Origin of the sequence: Catellatospora sp. NPDC049609 (assembly GCF_040675365.1) — a bacterium.
Taxonomy (GTDB): Bacteria; Actinomycetota; Actinomycetes; order Mycobacteriales; family Micromonosporaceae; genus Catellatospora.
In genome coordinates this window covers 1-21,374 of record NZ_JBFAOU010000009.1, presented here as the reverse complement: position 1 = coordinate 21,374, position 21,374 = coordinate 1, and the positions used below count along the sequence as shown (strand labels likewise).

The 21,374-nt window shown below is 71.9% G+C and carries 24 protein-coding genes and 1 pseudogene; 17 read left to right on the top strand and 8 right to left on the bottom strand.

The genetic code is table 11. The annotated features are described in order from the left end of the window. Positions 1-100: 100 nt before the first annotated feature. From AB0J67_RS04300 to AB0J67_RS04275, 6 genes are all read left to right on the top strand, one after another. Complete coding sequence (locus tag AB0J67_RS04300) at positions 101-1,147, top strand: hypothetical protein (protein ID WP_363476098.1); 1,047 nt, start codon at positions 101-103, stop codon at positions 1,145-1,147. A gap of 206 nt (positions 1,148-1,353) precedes the next feature. Then, positions 1,354-2,535 (top strand): substrate-binding domain-containing protein, encoded by a 1,182-nt coding sequence (locus tag AB0J67_RS04295; RefSeq protein ID WP_363476096.1) that lies wholly within the window; start codon positions 1,354-1,356, stop codon positions 2,533-2,535. A 99-nt stretch (positions 2,536-2,634) separates the two neighbouring features. Beyond that, on the top strand, positions 2,635-3,375 hold the full coding sequence (locus AB0J67_RS04290) for an ABC transporter ATP-binding protein (protein ID WP_363476232.1): 741 nt from the start codon (positions 2,635-2,637) through the stop codon (positions 3,373-3,375). Next, positions 3,375-4,091 (top strand): ABC transporter ATP-binding protein, encoded by a 717-nt coding sequence (locus AB0J67_RS04285; RefSeq protein ID WP_363476094.1) that lies wholly within the window; start codon positions 3,375-3,377, stop codon positions 4,089-4,091. Before AB0J67_RS04290 ends, AB0J67_RS04285 begins: the two co-directional genes overlap by 1 nt. After that, the gene (locus AB0J67_RS04280) at positions 4,091-4,978 is read left to right on the top strand and encodes a branched-chain amino acid ABC transporter permease (RefSeq protein ID WP_363476092.1); all 888 of its coding nucleotides are present in this window, start codon (positions 4,091-4,093) and stop codon (positions 4,976-4,978) included. Before AB0J67_RS04285 ends, AB0J67_RS04280 begins: the two co-directional genes overlap by 1 nt. Next, complete coding sequence (locus tag AB0J67_RS04275; protein WP_363476090.1) at positions 4,978-6,024, top strand: branched-chain amino acid ABC transporter permease; 1,047 nt, start codon at positions 4,978-4,980, stop codon at positions 6,022-6,024. Before AB0J67_RS04280 ends, AB0J67_RS04275 begins: the two co-directional genes overlap by 1 nt. Positions 6,025-6,184: 160 nt before the next feature. On the opposite strand, the gene AB0J67_RS04270 is transcribed toward AB0J67_RS04275, so the two are convergent. Further along, positions 6,185-7,174, bottom strand: a complete 990-nt coding sequence (locus tag AB0J67_RS04270) for an NlpC/P60 family protein (RefSeq protein ID WP_363476088.1) — start codon at positions 7,172-7,174, stop codon at positions 6,185-6,187. A gap of 179 nt (positions 7,175-7,353) precedes the next feature. Here AB0J67_RS04270 and AB0J67_RS04265 point away from each other — a divergent pair, with 179 nt between their 5' ends. The 5 genes from AB0J67_RS04265 (at position 7,354) to ddaH (ending at position 12,163) form a co-directional block, all read left to right on the top strand. Then, positions 7,354-7,599 carry a metal-sensitive transcriptional regulator gene (locus AB0J67_RS04265; RefSeq protein WP_363476230.1) on the top strand — a complete coding sequence of 82 codons (246 nt, stop codon included), beginning with the start codon at positions 7,354-7,356 and terminating at the stop codon, positions 7,597-7,599. Positions 7,600-7,609: 10 nt separating this feature from the next. Next, positions 7,610-7,828, top strand: coding sequence for a heavy-metal-associated domain-containing protein (locus tag AB0J67_RS04260; protein ID WP_363476086.1), 219 nt, complete (start codon positions 7,610-7,612; stop codon positions 7,826-7,828). Further along, positions 7,821-8,804 (top strand): hypothetical protein, encoded by a 984-nt coding sequence (locus AB0J67_RS04255; RefSeq protein ID WP_363476084.1) that lies wholly within the window; start codon positions 7,821-7,823, stop codon positions 8,802-8,804. Before AB0J67_RS04260 ends, AB0J67_RS04255 begins: the two co-directional genes overlap by 8 nt. 18 nt (positions 8,805-8,822) lie before the next feature. After that, positions 8,823-11,165: a heavy metal translocating P-type ATPase gene (locus tag AB0J67_RS04250; RefSeq protein WP_363476082.1), complete on the top strand. Its 2,343-nt coding sequence runs from the start codon at positions 8,823-8,825 to the stop codon at positions 11,163-11,165. A gap of 152 nt (positions 11,166-11,317) precedes the next feature. Beyond that, the gene (gene ddaH, locus AB0J67_RS04245; RefSeq protein WP_363476081.1) at positions 11,318-12,163 is read left to right on the top strand and encodes a dimethylargininase; all 846 of its coding nucleotides are present in this window, start codon (positions 11,318-11,320) and stop codon (positions 12,161-12,163) included. A gap of 146 nt (positions 12,164-12,309) precedes the next feature. On the opposite strand, the gene AB0J67_RS04240 is transcribed toward ddaH, so the two are convergent. Next, positions 12,310-13,263, bottom strand: coding sequence for a CoA ester lyase (locus AB0J67_RS04240; RefSeq protein WP_363476080.1), 954 nt, complete (start codon positions 13,261-13,263; stop codon positions 12,310-12,312). 72 nt (positions 13,264-13,335) lie between these two features. Between AB0J67_RS04240 and AB0J67_RS04235 the strand changes: the two genes are divergently transcribed. Continuing rightward, a complete protein-coding gene (locus AB0J67_RS04235; protein WP_363476079.1) occupies positions 13,336-14,148 on the top strand; it encodes an SDR family NAD(P)-dependent oxidoreductase in 813 nt (270 codons plus the stop codon). Positions 14,149-14,255: 107 nt separating this feature from the next. Here the strand turns inward: AB0J67_RS04235 and AB0J67_RS04230 are convergent, their stop codons facing one another. After that, a complete protein-coding gene (locus AB0J67_RS04230) occupies positions 14,256-14,798 on the bottom strand; it encodes a DUF4190 domain-containing protein (protein WP_363476077.1) in 543 nt (180 codons plus the stop codon). A gap of 16 nt (positions 14,799-14,814) precedes the next feature. Then, positions 14,815-15,102: a DUF4190 domain-containing protein gene (locus AB0J67_RS04225; protein WP_363476075.1), complete on the bottom strand. Its 288-nt coding sequence runs from the start codon at positions 15,100-15,102 to the stop codon at positions 14,815-14,817. On the opposite strand from AB0J67_RS04225, the gene AB0J67_RS04220 reads away from it, so the two are divergent. Both AB0J67_RS04220 and AB0J67_RS04215 read left to right on the top strand, forming a co-directional pair. Continuing rightward, positions 15,101-15,307 (top strand): hypothetical protein, encoded by a 207-nt coding sequence (locus tag AB0J67_RS04220; RefSeq protein ID WP_363476073.1) that lies wholly within the window; start codon positions 15,101-15,103, stop codon positions 15,305-15,307. The genes AB0J67_RS04225 and AB0J67_RS04220 overlap by 2 nt on opposite strands. A 210-nt stretch (positions 15,308-15,517) precedes the next feature. Further along, on the top strand, positions 15,518-16,717 hold the full coding sequence (locus tag AB0J67_RS04215) for an acyl-CoA dehydrogenase family protein (RefSeq protein WP_363476071.1): 1,200 nt from the start codon (positions 15,518-15,520) through the stop codon (positions 16,715-16,717). A gap of 6 nt (positions 16,718-16,723) precedes the next feature. Here AB0J67_RS04215 and AB0J67_RS04210 read toward each other — a convergent pair whose 3' ends face one another. After that, positions 16,724-17,407: a hypothetical protein gene (locus tag AB0J67_RS04210; protein ID WP_363476069.1), complete on the bottom strand. Its 684-nt coding sequence runs from the start codon at positions 17,405-17,407 to the stop codon at positions 16,724-16,726. 136 nt (positions 17,408-17,543) lie between these two features. Between AB0J67_RS04210 and AB0J67_RS04205 the strand changes: the two genes are divergently transcribed. After that, on the top strand, positions 17,544-17,954 hold the full coding sequence (locus AB0J67_RS04205) for a hypothetical protein (RefSeq protein ID WP_363476067.1): 411 nt from the start codon (positions 17,544-17,546) through the stop codon (positions 17,952-17,954). Further along, on the top strand, positions 17,951-18,274 hold the full coding sequence (locus AB0J67_RS04200; RefSeq protein ID WP_363476065.1) for a DUF3817 domain-containing protein: 324 nt from the start codon (positions 17,951-17,953) through the stop codon (positions 18,272-18,274). Before AB0J67_RS04205 ends, AB0J67_RS04200 begins: the two co-directional genes overlap by 4 nt. Here the strand turns inward: AB0J67_RS04200 and AB0J67_RS04195 are convergent. Further along, positions 18,261-20,309: an intein-containing Rv2578c family radical SAM protein gene (locus AB0J67_RS04195; RefSeq protein WP_363476229.1), complete on the bottom strand. Its 2,049-nt coding sequence runs from the start codon at positions 20,307-20,309 to the stop codon at positions 18,261-18,263. The two genes, AB0J67_RS04200 and AB0J67_RS04195, sit on opposite strands and share 14 nt — an antisense overlap. A 42-nt stretch (positions 20,310-20,351) precedes the next feature. Then, positions 20,352-20,714, bottom strand: coding sequence for a thioredoxin domain-containing protein (locus tag AB0J67_RS04190; protein WP_363476063.1), 363 nt, complete (start codon positions 20,712-20,714; stop codon positions 20,352-20,354). A 142-nt stretch (positions 20,715-20,856) separates the two neighbouring features. Here AB0J67_RS04190 and AB0J67_RS04185 point away from each other — a divergent pair, with 142 nt between their 5' ends. Continuing rightward, positions 20,857-21,234, top strand: a complete 378-nt coding sequence (locus tag AB0J67_RS04185) for a DUF393 domain-containing protein (protein WP_363476061.1) — start codon at positions 20,857-20,859, stop codon at positions 21,232-21,234. Positions 21,235-21,278: 44 nt separating this feature from the next. Here AB0J67_RS04185 and AB0J67_RS04180 read toward each other — a convergent pair. Continuing rightward, positions 21,279-21,374 (bottom strand): annotated as a pseudogene (locus tag AB0J67_RS04180) (LuxR C-terminal-related transcriptional regulator); the annotation flags it as partial.

The window sequence follows — 21,374 nt, the reverse complement described above, 5'->3', positions numbered from 1 at the left end:
CGGTCGCACGTCTGCGGGTGCCCCCGACTCCCGTGGCGGCCGCCGCCGCGTGTATTTGAGCGCCTTCCTTTCGCGGCGTGAGACGGAAGGATCCACGTCCGTGACCCTGACGGTGCACCCCCGCCGACGGTTCGCGTCAGTGCCCGCCCTCCTCGCCGTCCTCGTCGCGGCTGCCGTGCTGGTGACGGGCCTCCCGTCCACCGCGCACGCGGAGCCCAACGAGGTCGGTTCGAGCAAGGTGGCGCAGATGCGCAAGACGCTCGACAGCGCCGCCGCGCAGTACCTCGAGGCCGAGGGCATGCTCGAAGCCTCCAAGACGCAGCAGCGCGAGCTCAACCAGAAGCTGACCGCGGCGGAGAACCGCTACGCCCGGGCCCGCGCGAGCATCGTGAAGTACGCCGCCGAGGCGTACAAGACCGGCCGGCTCGGCGTCTTCGGGGTCATGCTCAACGCGACCTCGCCGGACCAGCTGCTGAGCCGGTCGGCGGCGCTGGAGCGGATGACCGCCCGCGACGAGGCCCGCATCAGCGAGTACGTCTCCGCGCGCGACGAGATCGACCACACCAAGTCCGCGATCGACGCCCAGGTGGCCGAGCAGTCCAAGCAGCTGGCGGAGATGACGAAGCTGCGCAAGGCCACGGAACGGGCGCTGTCGGCCGTGGGCGGCTACGCCGTCGACGGCTGGGTGGACCCGTACGCGAAGACGGCCGTGGCGGCCAAGCGCAACCGCGACGGCAGCTGGCCGCGGGAGAGCTGCTCGGTCGACGACCCGACGCCGGCCAACGGCTGCATCACGCCGCGGACCCGGCACGCCCTGCTGCAGGCCCAGCGCTGGTTCGGCTACTACGCCTCCTGCTACCGCCCCGGCGACATGTACGAGCACCCCAAGGGCCGGGCCTGCGACTTCTCCTCGGAGCCGGACGGGTTCAAGAACTTCTCGTCCAAGAATGAGAACCGGCTCTACGGCGACAAGCTCGCCTCGTTCTTCGTGAAGAACGCGAACCGCCTGGGCGTGATGTACGTGATCTGGTACTGCAAGGTCTGGGTGGCCGGTTCCGGGTGGAAGCGGTACTCGGCGGCGGGTGGCAGTTGCGGCGACTCACCGGCCGGCGACCACACCAACCACGTGCACGTGTCGATCCTCTAGCTGTTCACGACATCACTTCGGCGGCTGTTGTGGGTCCGGCCCACATGGCTGCGTGTGAGGTGTCTCTCTAGCGTGGTCCGCGACCACGAGGTGACTCAATCCGGCAACGCTGCGGAAACCCGCCTCGCGGCATCGGCAGGACCACTCAATGAGGAGATGCAGTGAGCGAGCGAAGCAGACTGCACATTTTTGCGCAGCATGCCGGATTGTCCCGGCGGGTACTCGTCGCGTCCACGGTCGCCGCCGCCCTGCTGGCCGCGGCCGGTTGCAGCAGCCCGCAGGAGGCGGCGCAGGGCGGGGAGGGCGCACCGGTCAAGGTCGGCCTGGTGTACTCCCAGTCCGGCGCCCTGGCCAGCTACGGCAAGCAGTACATCGACGGCTTCAAGGCCGGCCTGGCGCAGGCCACCGGCGGCACCAACAAGGTCAACGGGCGCAGCATCGAGCTGCTGGAGGCCGACGACGCCGGTGACCCGGCGAAGGCCGTCACCGCGGCGAAGGACATGCTCGGCAAGGGGGTCAAGATCCTCGCCGGCTCGGCCTCCTCCGGGGTGGCCCTGCAGGTCGCGCCGATCGCGGCGCAGAACAAGACGCTGTTCATCTCCGGCCCGGCCGCCACCGACGGGGTCACCGGCGTGAACCGGTACACGTTCCGCTCGGGCCGCCAGTCGTACCAGGACGTGCTGGCCGCGAAGTCGTTCATCGGCGACGCCACCGGCAAGAAGGTCGTCGTGTTCGCGCAGGACAGCGCGTTCGGCAAGGCCAACGAGGCGGCGGTCACCGCGGTCATCGGCGGCGCGGGCGCCAAGGTCTCCTCGATCCTGGTCCCGGCCAGCGCGACCGACTTCACGCCGTTCGCCAACCAGGTCACCACCGCCAGGCCGGACCTGCTCTTCGTGGCCTGGGCGGGCACCACCGCCACCGCCATGTGGGGCGCGCTGGACCAGCAGGGCGTGCTCGCCAGCACCACCGTGGTGACCGGCCTGGACCAGAAGGCGTCGTACCCGGTGTTCGGCGCGGCCGGCGAGAAGATCTCCTTCCTGTCGCACTACTTCGACGGCGCGACCAGCAACGAGGCCGCCAAGGCGGCCGCGGCGAAGATCAGCGGCGGGCTCGACCTGTTCCACCCGGACGGCTTCAACGCCGCGCAGATGGTGGTGCGGGCGATCGCCGAAGGCGGCGACGACGTCGAGAAGATGATCACCGCGCTCGAGGGCTGGAGCTTCGACGGGGTCAAGGGCAAGATGACCATCCGCAAGGACGACCACGCCATGATCCAGCCGATGTTCCAGGTCAAGCTGGTGGGCTCCGGCGACGCGGCCAAGCCGCAGCTGGTCAAGGAGCTGGCCCCGGAAGAGGTCACCCCGCCCGCCGTAGCGATGAAGAGCTGACCTGTGGACCACCCCTCCCCGGGTCCGACCGAGGCTGTATTCACGCCGCAAGGGCGGCGTGAATACAGCCTCGGCTCTGCCGAGACTGTCACATGTGTACTGGCCACCGACGGCCTGACCTGGCGCATCGGCGAGGTCGCCATCGTCGACGGCGTGTCCCTGCGGCTGCGGGCCGGGGAGTTCCTCGGCGTGATCGGGCCGAACGGCGCGGGCAAGACCTCGCTGTTCAACCTGATCTCGGGGCTGCGCGCGGTCACCGCCGGCCGGGTGCTGCTGCACGGCGCCGACATCACCGCGCTGCCCCCGCACCGCCGCGCGCGGCTCGGGCTGGGCCGGACCTTCCAGTCCTCGTCGGTCTTCGGCGGCCTGCCGGTCCGCGAGAACGTCCGGCTCGCCGTGCAGGCGCACCGGGGCGGCTCGATGGCCCTGTGGCGGCGCGCCGCGGCGTACCGCGAGGTGGCGGAGCGGGCCGACGAGTGCCTGGCCACGGTGGGTCTGGCCGGGCGCGGGGAGGTGCTCGCGGGCACCCTGGCGCACGGCGAGAAGCGCAAGCTGGAGATCGCGCTGCTGCTGGCGGGCGAGCCGTCGGTGCTGCTGCTCGACGAGCCCATGGCCGGCGTGTCCGCCGAGGACGTGCCCGAGCTGGTGGAGGTGATCCGGGGCCTGACCGCCCACAGCGACCGCAGCGTCCTCATGGTGGAGCACCACATGGACGTGATCCTCGAACTGGCCGACCGCATCGCCGTGATGCACCACGGCGCGCTGCTGGCCTGCGACACCCCCGACGCGGTGATGGCCGACGCCACCGTGCAGGAGGCATACCTGGGGGAGGGTCTCTGATGGCGCTGCTCGCGGTGACCGATCTCTCCGTCCGCATCGCCGGGCTGCACATCCTGCAAGGCGTGTCGTTCGCGGTCGCGCCGTCCGGGGTGACCGTGCTGCTGGGCCGCAACGGCGTGGGCAAGTCGACCACGCTGCGCGCGATCCTCGGGCTGACCCCGCGCAACGGCTCGGCCACCGGCTCGGTCCGGCTGGCCGGCGAGGAGATCCTCGGCCGGCCGACCCACGCGCTGGTCAAGAACGGTCTCGGCTTCGTGCCGGAGGACCGCTGCGTGTTCGCCGGACTGACCGTGGCGGAGAACCTGCGGCTGGCCGAGCGCACCGAGACCCCCGACTACGACCTGGTGTTCGGGCTGTTCCCGGAGCTGTCCAAGCGCGCCCGGCAGCGGGCCGGGTCGCTGTCCGGCGGTCAGCAGCAGATGCTGTCACTGGGCCGGGTGCTGCTCAACGACAACCGGCTGCTGCTGATCGACGAGCCGACCAAGGGCCTCGCGCCCAAGGTCGTCACCGAGGTCGCCGAGGCCCTGGAGCGGGCCGCGCAGGCGGTCCCGGTGCTGCTCGTCGAGCAGAACCTCGCGGTGGTACGCAGGCTCGCCGGCGACGCCGTGGTCATCGCCGCCGGGCAGGTCGCCTGGACCGGCCCCGGCGCCGAGCTGCTGGCCGACCCGGAACTCACCAAGTCGCTGCTGGCCGTGAACGCCGCCGGGGGGCACTGATGTCGACCGTCATCCTGATGACCGTCACCGGCCTCGGCCTGGCGGCGCTGTACTTCCTCGTCGCCTCGGGCCTGTCGCTCGTGTTCGGCCTGGCCGACGTGCTCAACTTCGCGCACGGGCTGTTCCTGTCCGTCGGCGCGTACGCGACCTGGTGGGCGGCGGGCAACCTGCCCGGCGCCGGGTCGGACGGCTGGGGCTTCGTGCTGGCCGTGGCGTTCGGCGTGGCCGCCGGCACCGCCGTGGCGGCGCTGGTCGAGCTGGTCATGATCCGGCCGCTCTACTCGCGCACCATCGAGCAGGTGCTGGTCACCGTCGGCCTGTCGCTGGCCGGGGTGGCCGCGCTGCAGGCCGGGTTCGGCGCGGACCCGCGCCCGTTCCCCCGGCCGCAGTGGACCCAGCAGGTGGTCACCGTGGCGGGCGCCCGCATCCCGCTGGACCGGCTGCTGCTGATCGTCGCCGCGCTGGCGGTGCTCGGCGCGCTGCTGGCCTTCCTGCGCTGGACCCGGTACGGCCTGATCATCCGGGCGGGTGTGGAGAACCGGGAGATGGTGACGGCGCTCGGCATCGACGTGCGCAAGGCGTTCACGCTGGTCTTCGCGATCGGCGGGGCCGCCGCGGCGCTGGCCGGTGCGCTGGCCGGGGTGTACTCCGGCAGCGTCTCGCCGACCAGCGGCTCCTCCCTGCTGATCTTCGCGTTCATCGTGGTGGTGATCGGCGGCATGGGCTCGGTGCTCGGCTCGGCGGTCGCGGCCGTCGCGGTGGGCCTGCTGCAGCAGTTCGTCAACTACTACGGCGGCTCGGGCGCCGGAGACGTCTGCGTGGTCGCGCTGCTGGCCCTCGTGCTGCTGGTGCGTCCCGCGGGCCTGGCCGGGAAGGCGGCGGCGTGATGGCGATCCTGAAGAGGTTCTGGCCGGTCGGGGTGTTCGTCGCGCTGGCGCTGGTGCCGTACAGCGGGATCACGGTCCCGGGACTGTTCGACGGGCCGCTCAACAGCCCCGGCGCGCTGCAGGTGCTGGCGCTGTGCCTGGTCTTCGGCGGCCTGGCCGCCGGGTACGACCTGCTGTTCGGGCGCACCGGGCTGCTGTCGTTCGGGCACGCGCTCTACTTCGCGCTCGGCGTCTACGGCACCGACATCCTGATCACCAAGTTCGGCTACCCGCTGCCGCTCGCCGCGCTGCTGGCGGTCGGGTTCGCGACCACGGTCGCGGTGGCGCTCGGCGCGGTCGCGCTGCGCGTGCACGGCATCGCGTTCTCCATGGTCACGCTCGCCTTCGCCCAGGTCGGCGCGATCCTGGTGGCGCGCGACCCGCAGGGGCTGACCGGCGGCGAGGAGGGCCTGTCGCTGGACGCCTCCCGGCTGCCGGACGCGCTGGTCGGGGTGGTGAATACGGCCAACCTGTACTGGCTGGCGCTGGCCTACCTGGGCCTGGTGCTGGTGGTGCTGCACCGGGTCGCGCAGTCGCCGACCGGGCGGGTGCTCGCCGGGCTGCGCGACGACGAGCGGCGGGTGGGGGTGCTCGGGCTGGACCCGTACCGCTTCAAGCTGGTGGCGTTCACCCTGTCCGGCGCCCTGGCGGCGCTCGGCGGCGTGGTGTACCTGCTACTCGCCGCGGGCGCGTCGCCGCACGTAGCGTCGTCCGACCTGACCCTGACGCTGCTGGTCATGGTGGTGCTGGGCGGTCCGGGCACCCGGTTCGGCCCGGTGCTGGGCGGGGTGCTTTTCACCTACCTGGACCACCGCCTGACCGACTTCGGCGCGTCCGGCGCGGTCGACTCGCTGCCCGGCGTGCTCGCCGGCCCGCTGTCACAGCCGCTGTTCGTGCTGGGCACGGTCTTCATCCTGGCCGTCTACTTCTTCCCCGGCGGCCTCGCCGGCCTGCGCACCCGCATCACGGCCCTGCGCCGCACCGTCACCCCACCACCCCGCACCTGACCCCCACGGCCCCACAGGGCCTCGCCCACCCGCGCCCGCCCCACCCCGGGCCCGCCTCCCCTCTGGCGCAGCTCTTGAAGACTCGCGGTCTCCGACCCTGGCGAACGCACAAGTCTTCAAGAGTTGCGCCAGGTGGTGTGCGGGCCGGGGGTGGGTCGGGTCAGGGGGAGGGGGCGACGACGCGGCCGAAGCTGTGGATGGGGAGGCTGTCGATCGGGTCGACGCGGACGCGCTCGCCGAACTGGGGGGCGTGCACCATCCGGTTGCCGCCCAGGTAGATGCCCACGTGGTGCAGGTCGCGGTAGAAGAACACCAGGTCGCCGGGGACGAGCTGGCCGCGGTTGATGCCGCGGGAGCGCTGCTGCTGGCGGCCGGACTGGTGCGGCAGCTGGATACCGATCTTGCGGAACGCCGCGGCGACCAGGCCCGAGCAGTCGAAGCCGCCGGGCCCCTCCCCGCCCCACTTGTAGTCCTTGCCGACCTGGTCCATGGCGAACCGGACGACCTTCTCGCTCGCGCCCCGCACCCGGGGCACCGCCACCCGCTGCCGGTCGGCGGCGCGGGTGGCCCGGCCGGTCGGCCCGTACGCCTTGGCGCGCAGCTTCTTGAGCTCGGCGATCTTCGCCTCGATGGTGGCCCGCTCACGGCCGAGCTGCTGCTGCTGGCTGCGCCCCTGCTCCAGGAGCGCGTCGAGGGTGCGCTGCGCGGTGGCGTAGCGGTCGGAGGTGAGCGCCAGCGCCTCGATCTCGCGCTGCTGGTGCTGTGTGTACGACTTCATCAGCAGCAGCCGGTCGACGATGTCGCGGGTGTTGCCCGCGTCCAGCAGCAGGCTCAGCGACATGCTCCGCGTGGACCGGTATCCGGCGGCGGCGAGCCTGCCGACGGCGCCCCGGCGCTGGGCGATCTGCTCCTTGAGCGGCTCGATCTGGCGCTGCAGCACGCCCGTCTGCGCGGCCGTGGTCTTGAGATCCTCGCGGAGCTCGTGATACTTCTCCACGACGACTTCAAGCTGGTCGGACTTGGTATGGATCTGGCGGTCGAGCTCGGCGCTCGACGGTTCGGCATAGGCGGCACCCGCCATGAGCACGGTCGACGCGATCAGCGTCGCGCCGGCCCATAACACCAGGCGCCGCGTGGCGGAGTACGACACGTGGGTAATAACGACAAAAGTGCATGATCGGTTTAAATGGCCGGTGACGTGGTGTTCGGCGTCACCCGGCGTGTCTTGGCGGCAGTACCCCCAGGGGGTATGGTGGGATCGTGGACAGCACAGAGAAGGCCACGGAGAAGGCACCGGTCAGCTACAGCCACGCCGACGACAAGCAGGCGCTGCTGGCCCGGCTGAAGCGTGTGGAGGGCCAGGTCCGCGGGTTGCAGCGGATGGTGGAGCAGGACACGTACTGCGTGGACGTGCTCACCCAGATCTCCGCCGCGACGCGGGCGCTGCAGGCCGTGGCGCTCGGGCTGCTGGAGGGACACCTCAACCACTGTGTGGTGGACGCCGCCCGGGAGGGCGACCCCACCGCGAAGGTCAAGGAAGCCACCGAGGCGATCGCTCGCCTGGTCCGGTCGTAGGGAGACCGCGATGTCCGTACGGACGACATACCAGATCACCGGCATGACCTGCGGGCACTGCGTGAACGCGGTGACCGCGGAGCTGTCCGCCCTGCCCGGCGTGCAGGAGGTGCAGATCGACCTGGCCGCCGGCAGCGCGCTGGTGACCAGCGACGCCGTGCTCCCGATCGACGAGGTGCGCAACGCCGTCGACGAGGCGGGCTACCAGCTGGCGGGCGTCGATGCCTGAGCAGGCCACGCAGCCCGACGCGCACGTGCCGGAGCAGGTGGTGCGGGCGCAGTCGGGCGGCGGGGGCGGGGCTCCGGCCGACCCGGCCGGGACGCGGCTCGGGGTGTTCGTCGGAGGGCTGATCCTGGCCCTGGTCGTCGGCTTCACCCTGGGCAAGCTGCTCGGCCCCGCCGAGAGCCCCACCCAGGGCGCGACCACCGGCGCACCGGCCTCCTCGCCGGACGCCATGGGCGGCGCGCACGTGCACAGCCCGCTGGCCAGCGCCGGCTCCGAGGTCGGCGGCCTGTCCGTGAGCAGCGGCGGCTACACCATGGCCCCGGCGGCGGCGGTGTTCGCCGCGCCCGGCCCGCAGGACCTGAAGTTCACCATCAACGGCGCCGACGGCAAGCCGGTGACCAAGTTCGCGATCATGCACGAGAAGCCGCTGCACCTGGTCGTGGTGCGCCGCGACATGACGGGCTACCAGCACCTGCACCCGACCATGGCGCCCGACGGCACCTGGTCCGTGCGGGCCGACCTGGCCACCCCGGGCGTCTGGCGGGCGTACGCCGACTTCACCGCGATCAACGCGGCCGGCACGCAGACCGCCCTGGCGCTGGGCACCGACCTGGTCGTGGCCGGCGACCACCGGCCGCAGCCGCTGCCCGCGGCGGCCCGCGAGGCCACCGTGGACGGGCAGACCGTGGTGTTCGAGGGCACCCCGGTCATCGGCGCGAGCCAGCCGCTGCTGTTCACCGTGAAGCAGGGCGGCGCGACCGTCACCGGCCTGGAGCCCTACCTCGGCTCCTTCGGCCACCTGGTGGTGCTGCGCGAGCTCGACCTGGGCTACGTGCACGTGCACCCCGAGCCCGCGCTGGTCAACGGCGGGGTCAAGTTCTGGATGTCGGCGCCCAGCCCGGGCCGGTACCGGATGTTCTTCGACTACTCCGTGGGCGGCAGGGTGCGCACGGCGCAGTTCACCCTCGTGGTGAAGTAACCGGACGGGAGGCGGGTCGTGGACCTGCGGCAGGCGAACGTCATCGAGCTGAACATCGGCGGGATGACCTGCGCCACCTGCGCGGGGCGGGTGGAGAAGAAGCTGAACCGGGTGGACGGCGTCACCGCCACCGTCAACTTCGCCACCGAGACCGCGCACGTGACCTACCCGGAGACGGTCTCCGTCGACGACCTGATCAAGGTCGTGCAGGCCACCGGGTACACCGCCGAGCTGCCGCAGGCCGCGCCGGCTGAGACCCCGGAGCACGCCGAGCCCGACCCGCTCGGGCAGCGGCTGCTGGTCAGCGCCCTGCTGACCGTGCCGGTGGTGCTGCTCAGCATGATCCCGGCGCTGCAGTTCCCGAACTGGCAGTGGCTGGCGTTCACGCTGGCCACCCCGGTCGCGGTGTGGGGCGCGTGGCCGTTCCACCGGGCCGCCGCGCTCAACGCGCGCCACGGCAGCGCCACCATGGACACGCTGATCAGCCTCGGCGTGCTGGTGTCGTACGGGTGGAGCGTCTGGGCGCTGTTCCTCGGCGGCGCCGGGATGACCGGCATGACGATGTCGCTGAGCTGGCTGGCCACCCGGGGCGAGGACCCGGGCATGCACCTCTACCTGGAGGTGACCACCACGCTGACCACGTTCCTGCTGGCCGGGCGGTGGTTCGAGCACCGGGCCAAGCGGCGGGCCGGTTCGGCGCTGCGCGCCCTGCTGGACCTGGGCGCCAAGGACGCGGCGCTGCTGCGCGACGGGGTCGAGCAGCGGGTGCCGGTGGACCGGATCACGGTCGGCGACCTGTTCGTGGTGCGCCCCGGCGAGAAGATCGCCACCGACGGCGTGATCGTCGAGGGCGCCAGCGCGATCGACACCTCCCTGCTCACCGGCGAGAGCATGCCGGTCGAGGTCGGGGTAGGCGACGCGGTGGTCGGCGCGACCGTCAACGCGGGCGGCCGGCTCGTGGTGCGGGCCACCCGGGTCGGCGCGGACACCCAGCTCGCCCACATGGCGAAGCTCGTCACCGAGGCGCAGTCCGGCAAGGCGCCCGTGCAGCGCCTGGCCGACCGGATCTCCGCGGTCTTCGTGCCGGTGGTGATCGCCCTGGCGGTGGGCACGTTCGCGTTCTGGACCGCGTACGACGGCGGGATCACCACGGCCGCGGTCACCGCGGCGGTGGCGGTGCTGATCGTCGCCTGCCCGTGCGCGCTCGGCCTGGCCACGCCCACGGCGCTGCTGGTGGGCACCGGCCGGGGCGCCCAGCTCGGCATCCTGATCAAGGGCCCGGAGGTGCTGGAGTCGACCCGCCGGGTGGACACGGTGCTGCTCGACAAGACCGGCACGGTGACCACCGGGGTGATGACGCTTTCCGGCGTGCTGCCGGCCGCCGGATTCACCGCCGAGGACCTGCTGCGGTACGGCGCGGCCGTGGAGCACGCCTCCGAGCACCCCATCGCCCGCGCGGTCGTCGCGGGCGCCGAGGAGCGCGGCGTGCCCGTGGCCCCGGTGTCCGGGTTCAGGGCGCTGCCCGGCCTCGGCGCGCAGGGTGTCGTCGACGGCCGGAAGGTTCTGGTCGGCCGCGCGTCGCTGCTCGCCGAGCAGGGCATCACCGTCGACCCGGCCGGCGGCGCGGCGGTGGCCGAAGCCGAGCCGGGCCGGGGCGCGGCGGGTGCCGGGCCGGACGGCGTGGCCGCGGCGGATGGGGTGGCCGCGGCGAGCGGGGCGCCAGGTCAGGGTGTGGGGTCGGCGGATGCCGAGCCGGGTGCCGCCGAGGGGGCGCAGACCGTCGTGGCGGTGGCGGTCGACGGGACGTTCGCCGGGTGGCTGCTGGTCGCCGACCAGGTGAAGCCCGGCTCGGCTGACGCGGTGGCCGAGTTCCGGCGGCTCGGGCTGCGGCCGGTGCTGCTCACCGGGGACGCCGAGGCGCCCGCGCGGGCCGTGGCGGCCGAGGTCGGCATCGACGAGGTCATCGCGGGGGTGCTCCCGGCGGGCAAGGTCGACGCCGTACACCGGCTGCAGGAGCAGGGGCGGGCCGTGGCGATGGTCGGCGACGGGGTGAACGACGCCGCCGCGCTGGCCGCCGCCGACCTGGGCCTGGCCATGGGCACCGGCACCGACGCCGCCATCGAGGCGGCCGACCTGACCCTGGTCCGTGGTGACCTGCGGGTGGCCGCGGACGCGATCCGGCTGTCCCGGGCCACGCTGGGCACGATCAAGGGCAACCTGTTCTGGGCGTTCGCCTACAACGTGGCGGCTCTCCCGCTGGCCGCCGCAGGCCTGGTCACGCCGGTGCTGGCCGCCGCCGCGATGGCGCTGAGCAGCATCTTCGTTGTGACGAACTCGCTACGGTTGTTCCGTTTCCGCTGACTCGTCACGCTGGGTGGCCGCCGTACCGTAAATGAACCTGCCCTTTCACGCAACAGACCGCCGCTGAGATCGCCGAAGACGCAACAGACCAGCACAAGGACGCAATCCTTATCGCTACTGGGCGGCGGCCCGGGTGCGTAACCTTGCTGATCGTGACAGAGCGTGACCTGACCCCCACCGCCCGGCGGCCCCGCCCGCGCACCTACCTGATGTGCGCCCCGGAGCACTTCGTCGTCGAGTACGCGATCAACCCGTGGATGGACACCACCGCGCCGGTGGACACCGCGCTGGCCGTCAAGCAGTGGGACGTGCTGCGGCAGACCATGGTCGACCTCGGCCACACCGTGCACGTGCTCACCCCGCAGGCCGGGCTGCCGGACATGGTGTTCTCGGCCAACGGCGCGTTCGTCGTCGACGGCGTCGCGTACGGGGCGAAGTTCCGCTACCCGCAGCGCGCCGACGAGGCCGCCGCGCACCGCGCCTTCTACGAGTCGCGCGACGAGTACTCGTTCGTCGCCCCGACCCAGATCAACGAGGGCGAGGGCGACTTCGCGTACCTGCCGGACGCGCACGGCGGCATCGCGCTCGCCGGGTACGGCTTCCGCACCGAGCCTGCCGCGCACGCCGAGGCCGCCGAGGCGCTGGGCCGCCCGGTCATCTCGCTGAAGCTGGTCGACCCGCGCTTCTACCACCTCGACGTCGCGCTGACCGTGCTCGACGACGAGAACATCGCCTACTACCCCGGCGCGTTCTCCGAGGCGTCGCAGAAGGTCATCGCGCAGCTGTTCCCGAACGCCGTGCTCGCCGACGAGGCCGACGCGCTCGCGTTCGCGCTGAACCTGGTCTCCGACGGCCGCAACGTCGTGATCAACACGGAGTCGACCGCGTTCGCGGACAAGCTCACCGCCGCCGGCTACCACCCGGTGCTGGTCGACCTCGCCGAGCTGAAGAAGGGCGGCGGCAGCGTGAAGTGCTGCATCGCCGAACTGCGCGACTGACGGCGTACCCCCTGATCGAAAAGGCCGGCCGCGGGACCGCAGGGGTCGCCGGCCGGCCCGTTTTGTTATAGACGCTGGCCTATCTGGATGACGAAATCGAGATCGAGTTCATCCAGATAGGCCAACGTCAATGCAAAACCGGGGGGTCAGGCGGGCGGGGTAAACGAGGTGGTGCGCTGCATGCCGGCGGCGCGGCCCTTGGCGGAGATGACCAGGGCCATCTTGCGGGAGGCCTCGTCGATCATCTCGTCGCCGAGCATCACCGCGCCGAGGCGGCCGCCCTGCTCCGAGGTGTAGTAGTCGTACGCGTCGAGGATCAGCTCGGCGTGGTCGTAGTCGGACTGGGCGGGCGAGTAGACCTCGTTCGCGGCGTCGATCTGGCCGGGGTGCAGCACCCATTTGCCGTCGAAGCCCAGCGCGGCCGAGCGCTTCGCCACCTCGGTGAATCCGTCCACGTCCTTGATCTGCAGGTACGGCCCGTCGATGGCCTGCTTGTCGTGCATGCGGGCGGCCATCAGGATGCGCATCAGGATGTAGTGGTACGGGTCGCCGGGGTAGCTCGGGATGAGCGCGCCGACGACCAGGGACTTCATGTTGATCGAGGCCATGAAGTCGGCGGGGCCGAAGATGATGGTCTCCACGCGGGGCGAGGCGGCCGCGATGGCGTCCACGTTGACCAGGCCGGCCGCGTTCTCGATCTGGGCCTCGATGCCGATGCCGCCGACGGGCAGGCCGAGCGACTTCTCCAGCTGGGTGAGCGTCAGGTCGAGCCACTCGACGTGCGACGCGCTCTGCACCTTGGGCAGCATGATGCAGTCCAGGTTGGCGCCGGCGCCCTCGACGATCTCGATGACGTCGGTGTACGTCCACGGCGTGGTGAGGTCGTTGACCCGGACCACGCGCGTCTTGCCGGCCCAGTCGCCCTCGTTCAGCGCGGCGACGATGTTCTTGCGGGCCTCAGGCTTGGCCAGCGGGGCGACCGCGTCCTCCAGGTCGAGGAAGACCTGGTCGGCGGGCAGGCCCTGGGCCTTGCCGAGCATCTTGACGCTGGAACCCGGCACCGCCAGGCAGGACCTGCGGGCGCGACCGAGTGCGGCCATCGATACTCCTTAGGGAGCGTTCAGTAGTTGACGCCACGGTAACCTTCCTCCCGTCGAGAGGAGAACGGGACTGTGGAAGATCTCACGCGGCACGCGGTGATCACCGGCGCCACGTCCGGCATCGGCCAGGCCGCGGCCGTCGCCCTGGCGCGACGGGGCTGGCAGGTCACGGTCGTCGGGCGCGATCCCGGCCGGTTGGACGCGACTCTCGGGGTGGTCCGCGCGGCGGCGACGGGACCCGCCCCGGCCGGCCTGCTGGCCGACTTCGCCGAGCTGGCGCAGGTGCGCGAGCTCGCCGCCAAGCTGTCCGGGCAGCGTATCGACGTGCTGGCCAACAACGCCGGCCTGGTCGTCGGCAAGCGCACCACCACGGTGGACGGTCACGAGCTGACCGTCCAGACCAACCACCTGGCGCCGTTCCTGCTGAGCAGCCTGCTGCGCGAGCAGCTCGCACCGGGCGCCCGCATCGTGAACACCGCGTCCATGGCCCACGCCATGGGCTCGGTCGACCCGGACAACCTGGACCGGCGCGGCGGCCTCTACAGCAGCTGGCTGGCGTACGGTGCGTCCAAGCGCGCCAACATCATGTTCGCCGCGGAGGCGGCGCGCCGGTGGCCGGAGCTGCTCAGCTTCTCGTTCCACCCGGGCGTGGTGCGCACTCGTTTCGGCACCCCGCTCGCGCGCCTGTTCTACAAGATCGGGCCGGGGCTGGCCACCCCGGAGCAGGGCGCCGACCAGCTCGTCTGGCTGGCCACCGAGGACCCGGCACGGCTGGAGAACGGCGCGTACTACGTACTGCGCAAGGTGACCGCGCCGCACCCCGCCGCCCGCGACCCCAAGCTCGCCGCCCGCCTCTGGGACGCGACCGAGGCCGCTGTCGCCTGAGGCTGCGTGAGCCTCGCGCTGACGTGGCTCTTGCGGACGTCACCTGTTTCGGGATGTACCCACATCCCGAAACAGGTGACGCGCGGCGGAGTGTTCGCTGCTCCGGCTCAGTTGATGCTGGACGAGCCGGCCGCGCCGAGCAGGCCCAGCAACGGCAGGCCGAAGACGCAGAGGCAGCCGAGGATGCCGAGGCCGGTGAGGATCCAGCCGACGATGATGGCCGCCTTCGCCATGCCCTCGCCGTCCTCGCCGGACTGGCGGATCTGCTTGAGCGCCGAATGGCCCAGGATCGCCCCGATCGGCGCGGTGATCCAGGTCATCAGGCCGACCAGGGACAGGATCAGCGCGACCAGGGCCATGCTGTTCTGCGGCCGGCCGACCGGCTGGTAGCCGTAGGGCTGCTGGCCGTACTGCGGGGCGTACGGCTGCTGCCCGGTGGGCTGGCCCGACTTGTACGGGTCGCCGTAGGACGGGGCCGGCGGCGACGAGGACGGCACGGCCGGCGAGCCCGGGGCCACCGGCGAGCCGGGCGCGATCGGGCTGCCGTAGGCGGGCGGCTGCGCGTAGGGGTTGCCCGACGGCGGTGGCGCGTACGGGTCCGGCTGGGCCGCGTACGGGTCCTGGCCGGGCGGCGGGGGCGGGTAGGTCATGTCGTGTCTCCCTGGGTCACCAGTCGCTGCTGCTGCTGCCGTTCTGGATCTCGTTCATGAAGTTCGGGTCGCTGATCACGCCGACGATGAGCAGCACGACCCCGATCGCGGTGAGCGCGACGGCGGCCCAGCCGGTCGCGATGCCGGCGATGGCCATGCCGCGGCCCTGCTGCCCGCGCTCCTTGATCTGCTTCAGGCCGATGTGGCCCAGGATCGCGCCGACCAGGCCGGGCAGCGCGCCCATGCCGTAGCAGCAGCAGGTGGCCAGGCCCACGATGCCCAGCACCAGCGAGGCGATGGCCATGCCGTTGGTGCCCCCGCCCGCGGCCACGGGCTGGTACCCGCCGTACGGCGTCGCGTACGGCGAGGGCGGCGCCGGGGAGTACGGCGAGCCGCTGGTCGGCGGGGTGCTGTACGGGTCGGCGCTGACCGGCGGGGAGCTGTACGGGTTCCCGCTGACCGGCGGCGCGGCGTACGGGTCCGGCGCCATCGGCGGCTGCGGAGCGTAGGGATCGGGCTGTGGCGCGAAGGGATCGTTGCCGGCCGGCGGCGGGTACGTCATGGGGGTGCGGTCTCCTCGTCGAAGGGTTCAGCGCACGGTAGCGAACCCGGTGAACCTTTTCACAGTGACGGTGCTGTCAAGCGCCTTGGATGGGACGGTGGCCCGGCTCATACTCAGCAAAACTGAAGCTTCGTTCAGGGTCCCTGGAGGCTGACTCATGGCTCGTCTCGCCCGTACGCCCGGCTTGTCCGATGTGCAGACCGCCATCCTCGAGACGGTGCGCGAGTTCGCGGACAAGGAGATCATCCCGCGCGCGCAGCGGCTGGAGCACGACGACGAGTATCCCGAGGAGATCCTCGCCGGGATGAAGGAGATGGGCCTGTTCGGCCTGACCATCCCGGAGGAGTACGGCGGCCTCGGCGAGTCGCTGCTGACCTACGCCCTGGTCGTCGAGGAGCTGTCGCGCGGCTGGATGTCGGTGTCCGGCATCGTCAACACCCACTTCATCGTGGCGTACCTGGTCTCCCAGCACGGCTCCGAGGAGCAGAAGCAGCGCCTGCTGCCGCGCATGGCCACCGGGGACGTGCGGGGCGCGTTCAGCATGTCCGAGCCGGGTTGCGGCTCCGACGTCTCGGCGATCAAGTCGAAGGCGGTGCGCGACGGGGACTCGTACGTGCTCAACGGCCAGAAGATGTGGCTGACCAACGGGGCGTACTCCTCGGTGGTGGCCACGCTGGTCAAGACCGACCAGGGCGCGGACACCGTCTACGGCAACATGACCACGTTCCTGCTGGAGAAGGAGCCCGGCTTCGGCGAGACCGCGCCCGGCCTGACCATCCCCGGCAAGATCGAGAAGATGGGCTACAAGGGCGTCGAGACCACCGAGATGGTGCTCGACGGCCACCGGGTGCCCGCGACGGCGATCCTGGGTGGGAGTGAACAAGCGGGCCGCGGCTTCTACCAGATGATGGACGGCATCGAGGTGGGGCGGGTCAACGTGGCCGCCCGCGCCTGCGGCATCTCGCTCCGCGCGTTCGAGCTGGCCGTGGCGTACGCCCAGCAGCGCTCCACCTTCGGCAAGCCGATCGCGCAGCACCAGGCCGTGGCCTTCAAGCTGGCCGAGATGGGCACCAAGATCGAGGCGGCGCACGCGCTGATGGTCAACGCGGCCCGGCTCAAGGACTCCGGCCAGCGCAACGACGTCGAGGCGGGCATGGCCAAGCTGCTGGCCAGCGAGTACTGCCACGAGATCGTCACCGAGTCGTTCCGCATCCACGGCGGCTACGGCTACTCCAAGGAGTACGAGATCGAGCGGCTCATGCGCGAGGCGCCGTTCCTGCTCATCGGCGAGGGCACCAGCGAGATCCAGAAGACGATCATCTCGCGTGGCCTGCTCAAGGAGTACCGCGCGCGCTGACGCCGGTCAGTGCGAGCGCAGCTCCGGCGGGGCGGTGGGCAGCCGGGCCAGGTCGCCGCGGCGCTCCGGATGCTCCAGGTAGAACTGCAGGACGCCGACCACGTCGGCGTCCTGCACACCGTAGTCCGCGCCGCGGATCCGCAGCGTGCGCTCGGCCGTCTCCAGGCGCAGCCCGGCGCCGCTGTTCGCGCGCACCGAGCGGATCTGCGACCACGGGAAGTGCCGCCGGAGCACCCGCACCCCGGAGGCGTTCAGCACGAGCTGCCGGTGCCGCTCGCCGGGCGTGCTCACCGCCGACCACAGCAGCCACAGCGCGAGCAGCGTCCAGGCGACGGCGAGGCCCAGCTCGCGCCCGTCGTGCAGGCGCGCCCAGCGGGCGATCACCGGCAGCTGCACCGCGAACACCGCGGCGTCGAAGGCCCGGTCGTGCACGAGGGTGAGCACCAGGCCCGGCTCGCCGTCGGCGGCGCCCTGCCGCCACTGCCCGTCGCGCCGCCGCCACCGGTGGAAGGCGCGCACGGCGCCCGCGGCCAGGCCCGCCAGGACCAGCCAGATGGTGAGCGCCTCGTCGTCGGACAGCGGGTGGATCGGGGTCGTCCGGCCGTACCACCACGCCCCGGCCAGCAGCAGCACACCGCCCGCGGCGAGGGCGGCGGTGCGGGTGCGCGGGGTCATCGGCACGGCGATCACCCGGAAAGGCTACGAGACCGGCTCGGCTCAGCCAACGGCGCGGCCGGTGTCGATCCCCTCACCGGTGAGCCTCCCGACGCGAACCTGAAAGCCGCACTCAGCAGGCGCCCCGCCGGCGGCAGGTACGCTGGCCCGCGTGCGACGACTGCTCACCCCCGGCTGGCTGGCCGGCCATGCCCTCATGGTGCTCGCGGTCGTCACCTGTCTGGCCCTCGGCTGGTGGCAGGCGGGCCGCGCCGCCGAGGGAAACACTCTGAGCTGGGCGTACACCTTCGAGTGGCCGCTTTTCGCCGTCTTCTCCATCCTGATCTGGTTCCGGGAGGTCCGGCTCACCCTGCGCAAGGGCCGTGCCGACGAGCCGTCCCCGGGCGTTGAGCCGGTGGACGACCGGCCCCGACCGGTCATCACCCGGCACGTGAGATCGACCACTGCCGAGGTGGACGAGGAGGCGGATCCGCAGCTGGCCGCGTACAACCATTATCTGGCCTGGCTGAGCGAGCACCCCGAGGCACGACCCGGCGACTATCCCGCTAAGGAGTATCGATGAACGGCGCACTCACCCGGTACCGCATCATCGCCTGGATCGTGGGCGTGCTGCTGGTGGCGCTGACCCTGGTCGCCATGCCGATGAAGTACTTCGCCGACAACAGCATCGGCGTGATGATCATCGCTCCGGTGCACGGCTGGCTGTACGTGGTCTACCTGGCCGCCGTCGGCGACCTGGCCCGGCGCGTGCAGTGGCCGGTCACCCGGATCCTGCTGGTGGCGCTGGCCGGCACCGTGCCGTTCCTGTCGTTCATCATGGAGCGCCGCGTGGTGGGCTGGATGCAGGGCACCGACCGGCAGCCCTCCTTCACAGAAGCGTGAGCTGGACGTCCGTCGCCGTCGCGGCGGCGGGCGCCTCCTCCTCCGTCTCCTCCGGCTCGGTGGCCGTGAGGTCCCGGGTGAGCCCGTCCCGGGGCAGCAGCCCGTGCCGCCGCATGGCCCGGCGCACCCGCGCGGTGACCAGCCGCTGGTAGTCCGCGTTCGCGAAGGCCCGGCCCGCCGGGTAGAGCCGCTCGTACAGCGACGTCAGCTCCGGGTGGTGCTCGCCCAGCCAGCGCAGATACCACTCGCGCGCCCCGGGGCGCAGGTGCAGCACCAGTGGGGTCACGCTCGCCGCGCCCGCCCCGGCCAGCGCGGCCACGGCGGCGTCGAGGTGCTCCTCGTCGTCGGTGAGGCCGGGGAGGATCGGCGCCATCAGCACCCCGATCCGCATCCCGGCGTCGCTGAGCCGGCGCACCGCGTCCAGCCGCCGGGCCGGGCTGGGCGTGCCCGACTCGACCGAGCGCCACAGCGCCTCGTCGAGGAAGCCGACCGAGAACGCCACCGACACCCGGGTCCGCTTCGCCGCCCGCTCCAGCAGCGGCAGGTCGCGCAGGATCAGCGTGCCCTTGGTCAGGATCGAGAACGGGTTCGACCAGTCCGACAGCGCGCCGATGATGCCCGGCATCAGCCGGTAGCGCCCCTCCGCCCGCTGGTAGCAGTCGACGTTGGTGCCCATGGCGATGGACTGGCCGCCCCACCGCGGCGCGGCCAGCTCCCGTCGCAGCACCTCGGGCGCGTTTACCTTAACCACGATCTTCGAGTCGAAGTCGTGCCCGGCGTCGAGGTCGAGATAGGTGTGCGTGTTGCGGGCGAAGCAGTTGTGGCTGACCACGCCGTTGGCGATGAAGTCGCCGGTGCCGGTGGTGATGTCCCACAGCGGCAGCTCCAGCCCGAGCGGCTCGATCGACTCCACGTGCAGCGGCACGGTGCCCTTCACCGCGATGCCCTGCACCCCGCGTCGCCGGGTCACCGCCGGGTCGGTGAGATGGAAGAAGCGCAGCTTCTCCGGCAGGCCGCCGAGCAGCCGCAGGCTGAGCAGGCCGATCGGGGAGCGCCGGTCCTCCACCGCGAAGTCGAACCCGAGCCCGCGCAGCGCCCGGCGCGTCGGCTCGACCAGCTCGGCGTCGGTGTGCACGACGCGCCACAGGCCCGAGGTGTGGCTGCCCTCCGCGTCGAAGATGCCCGCGAGGAAACCCTTGTCCCACTCCGCGTCGCGTTCGGCGGGCCGCTGCCGCAGCGTCGTGATCAGCTCCAGATCGCGGCGGGCGTACGTGCTGACGCCGGTGCCCCGGCCCAGCGGCTCGAACGCGGCGGTGTGCGCGCCCGACTCGCGCAGGTAGCCGATCACGCGGCTCATCACCTGCGGCTCCTCGGTCGCCAGCCGGAACCGCGGCACGGTGCCGTACGGGTCGCGGTAGCCGGTCTCCGGCTCCGGACGCAGCACGGCGTGCAGGTAACCGCGCCGGTACTCCGGGGAGTCCTTGGGCGGCTCGGCGAAGCGGCCGGTGCCCATCAGCTTGTTGCCCGTGGTCAGGTGCGGCCGCTGGGCGGCCCCGGCCCGGGTCCCGGTGACGTGCTTCCAGCCTCGGTCGGTCAGGAACCGGTGGTCGCCGCTGGCCACCAGCTCGGTGCCGTCGCGCAGGGTCACCCGGAAGGCGGGCTTGACCGTGGACCACTTGTCCCGCACGTGGGTCACGGCGTAGCGCCGGTAGGTGCCCTCGCGGACCGTGCCGATGATCGCGTCACCGACGCGCAGCTCGGCGATGGGCTTGGTGCGCCCGTCGGCCATCAGCACCGGCGTCTCCCCGGCCAGGCAGTACGAGCAGGCGTGGGTGCAGCCGCGGTAGGGGTTGACCGTGTATTCGAACGGCACCCGACGGTTCTCGCCGCCGCTCACTTTGTTGATCAGCGACTTGGCGCGGACCTCGTAGAACGTCATCCCGGCGAACTCGGGCGTGTCGAACGTCCGCACCACCGCGCCGGGCAGCGGCTGCTGCACCGGCGCGGTCGCGTCCGGCGGGGGGCTTTCGGTCAGATGACTCCAGCGCACCCCGCCATTGAAACATATGTTCGAAGACTAGGCAGCCTTCGCGTCCGCCTTAACCTGCTCCATGTCGAGCTCGCGCACCTTCTGGATCAGATCGGTGAACGCCACCTCCGGCAGCGCGCCCGGCTGCGCGTACACGATCACGCCGTCGCGGATCGCCATGATGGTCGGGATCGACTGGATGTTGAAGTGCGCGGCCAGCTCGCCCTGCGCCTCCGTGTCGACCTTGCCGAACGTGATGTCCGGGTTCGCCTCGGCGGCCCGCTCATAGACCGGCGCGAACCGGACACACGGCCCACACCAGCTCGCCCAGAAGTCGACGAAGGTGATGCCGTCCCCACTCGTCTTCTCGCCGAAGTTCTCGGTGGTGAACTCCACGGTGCCCGTGCCCATGTTCGTGCTCCTCATTTGATCGAGTGACCAGCGTCCATATCAACCGCCGGTCCGGCTACCTCATTCCCATCCCGTCCACCGTACCGAGCGTGACATCACGCACAGGGCATACGGCCACAGCCCGGACACGTGGCGGGAGAGTATGGAAGGCGTGAGTGCCACCTTCGTGTACGACGGCGACTGCGCCTTCTGCACCGCGTGCGCCCGGTTCCTCGAGCGCCGGGTGCCGACGGGGGCGCGGATCGTGCCGTGGCAGCACACCGACCTCGCCGCCCTCGGCCTCACCCGCGAGCAGTGCCGGGAGGCGGTCCAGTACGTCGCGCCCGGCCGCCCCGCACTCGCCGGCCCCGACGCGATCGCCGCCCTGCTCCGTTCCAGCCACGCCGGCTGGCGCCCGGTCGGCGGCGCGCTCGACCTGCCCGGCGTCGGCGCCGTGTCCTGGCCGGTCTACCGCTGGGTCGCCCGCCACCGCCACCAGCTCCCAGGCGGCACGGCCGCGTGCGCCGTACCCCCAAGCTGACACCCGGCACCCCCTCACCGCACTGGCCCGCAGGCCCGGTCTTTTACGTGCGTCTTGACCGTGTTCTCGCTGACGAACAGCGCCCTGGCCAGCTCCGCGTTGGACAGTCCCCGGCCGAGCAGCACCAGCGTCTCCCGCTC

Excerpts from the sequence above, each read along its gene's own strand:
- AB0J67_RS04190 (WP_363476063.1), bottom strand. The coding sequence starts at position 20,714 with ATGGGCACGGGCACCGTGGAGTTCACCACCGAGAACTTCGGCGAGAAG.
- AB0J67_RS04200 (WP_363476065.1), top strand. The coding sequence starts at position 17,951 with ATGAACGGCGCACTCACCCGGTACCGCATCATCGCCTGGATCGTGGGC.
- AB0J67_RS04260 (WP_363476086.1), top strand. The coding sequence starts at position 7,610 with ATGTCCGTACGGACGACATACCAGATCACCGGCATGACCTGCGGGCAC.
- AB0J67_RS04285 (WP_363476094.1), top strand. The coding sequence starts at position 3,375 with ATGGCGCTGCTCGCGGTGACCGATCTCTCCGTCCGCATCGCCGGGCTG.
- AB0J67_RS04220 (WP_363476073.1), top strand. The coding sequence starts at position 15,101 with ATGCCGTTGGTGCCCCCGCCCGCGGCCACGGGCTGGTACCCGCCGTAC.
- AB0J67_RS04230 (WP_363476077.1), bottom strand. The coding sequence starts at position 14,798 with ATGACCTACCCGCCCCCGCCGCCCGGCCAGGACCCGTACGCGGCCCAG.
- AB0J67_RS04215 (WP_363476071.1), top strand. The coding sequence starts at position 15,518 with ATGGCTCGTCTCGCCCGTACGCCCGGCTTGTCCGATGTGCAGACCGCC.
- AB0J67_RS04280 (WP_363476092.1), top strand. The coding sequence starts at position 4,091 with ATGTCGACCGTCATCCTGATGACCGTCACCGGCCTCGGCCTGGCGGCG.
- AB0J67_RS04185 (WP_363476061.1), top strand. The coding sequence starts at position 20,857 with ATGGAAGGCGTGAGTGCCACCTTCGTGTACGACGGCGACTGCGCCTTC.
- AB0J67_RS04225 (WP_363476075.1), bottom strand. The coding sequence starts at position 15,102 with ATGGCCATCGCCTCGCTGGTGCTGGGCATCGTGGGCCTGGCCACCTGC.
- AB0J67_RS04255 (WP_363476084.1), top strand. The coding sequence starts at position 7,821 with ATGCCTGAGCAGGCCACGCAGCCCGACGCGCACGTGCCGGAGCAGGTG.
- AB0J67_RS04275 (WP_363476090.1), top strand. The coding sequence starts at position 4,978 with ATGGCGATCCTGAAGAGGTTCTGGCCGGTCGGGGTGTTCGTCGCGCTG.
- AB0J67_RS04240 (WP_363476080.1), bottom strand. The coding sequence starts at position 13,263 with ATGGCCGCACTCGGTCGCGCCCGCAGGTCCTGCCTGGCGGTGCCGGGT.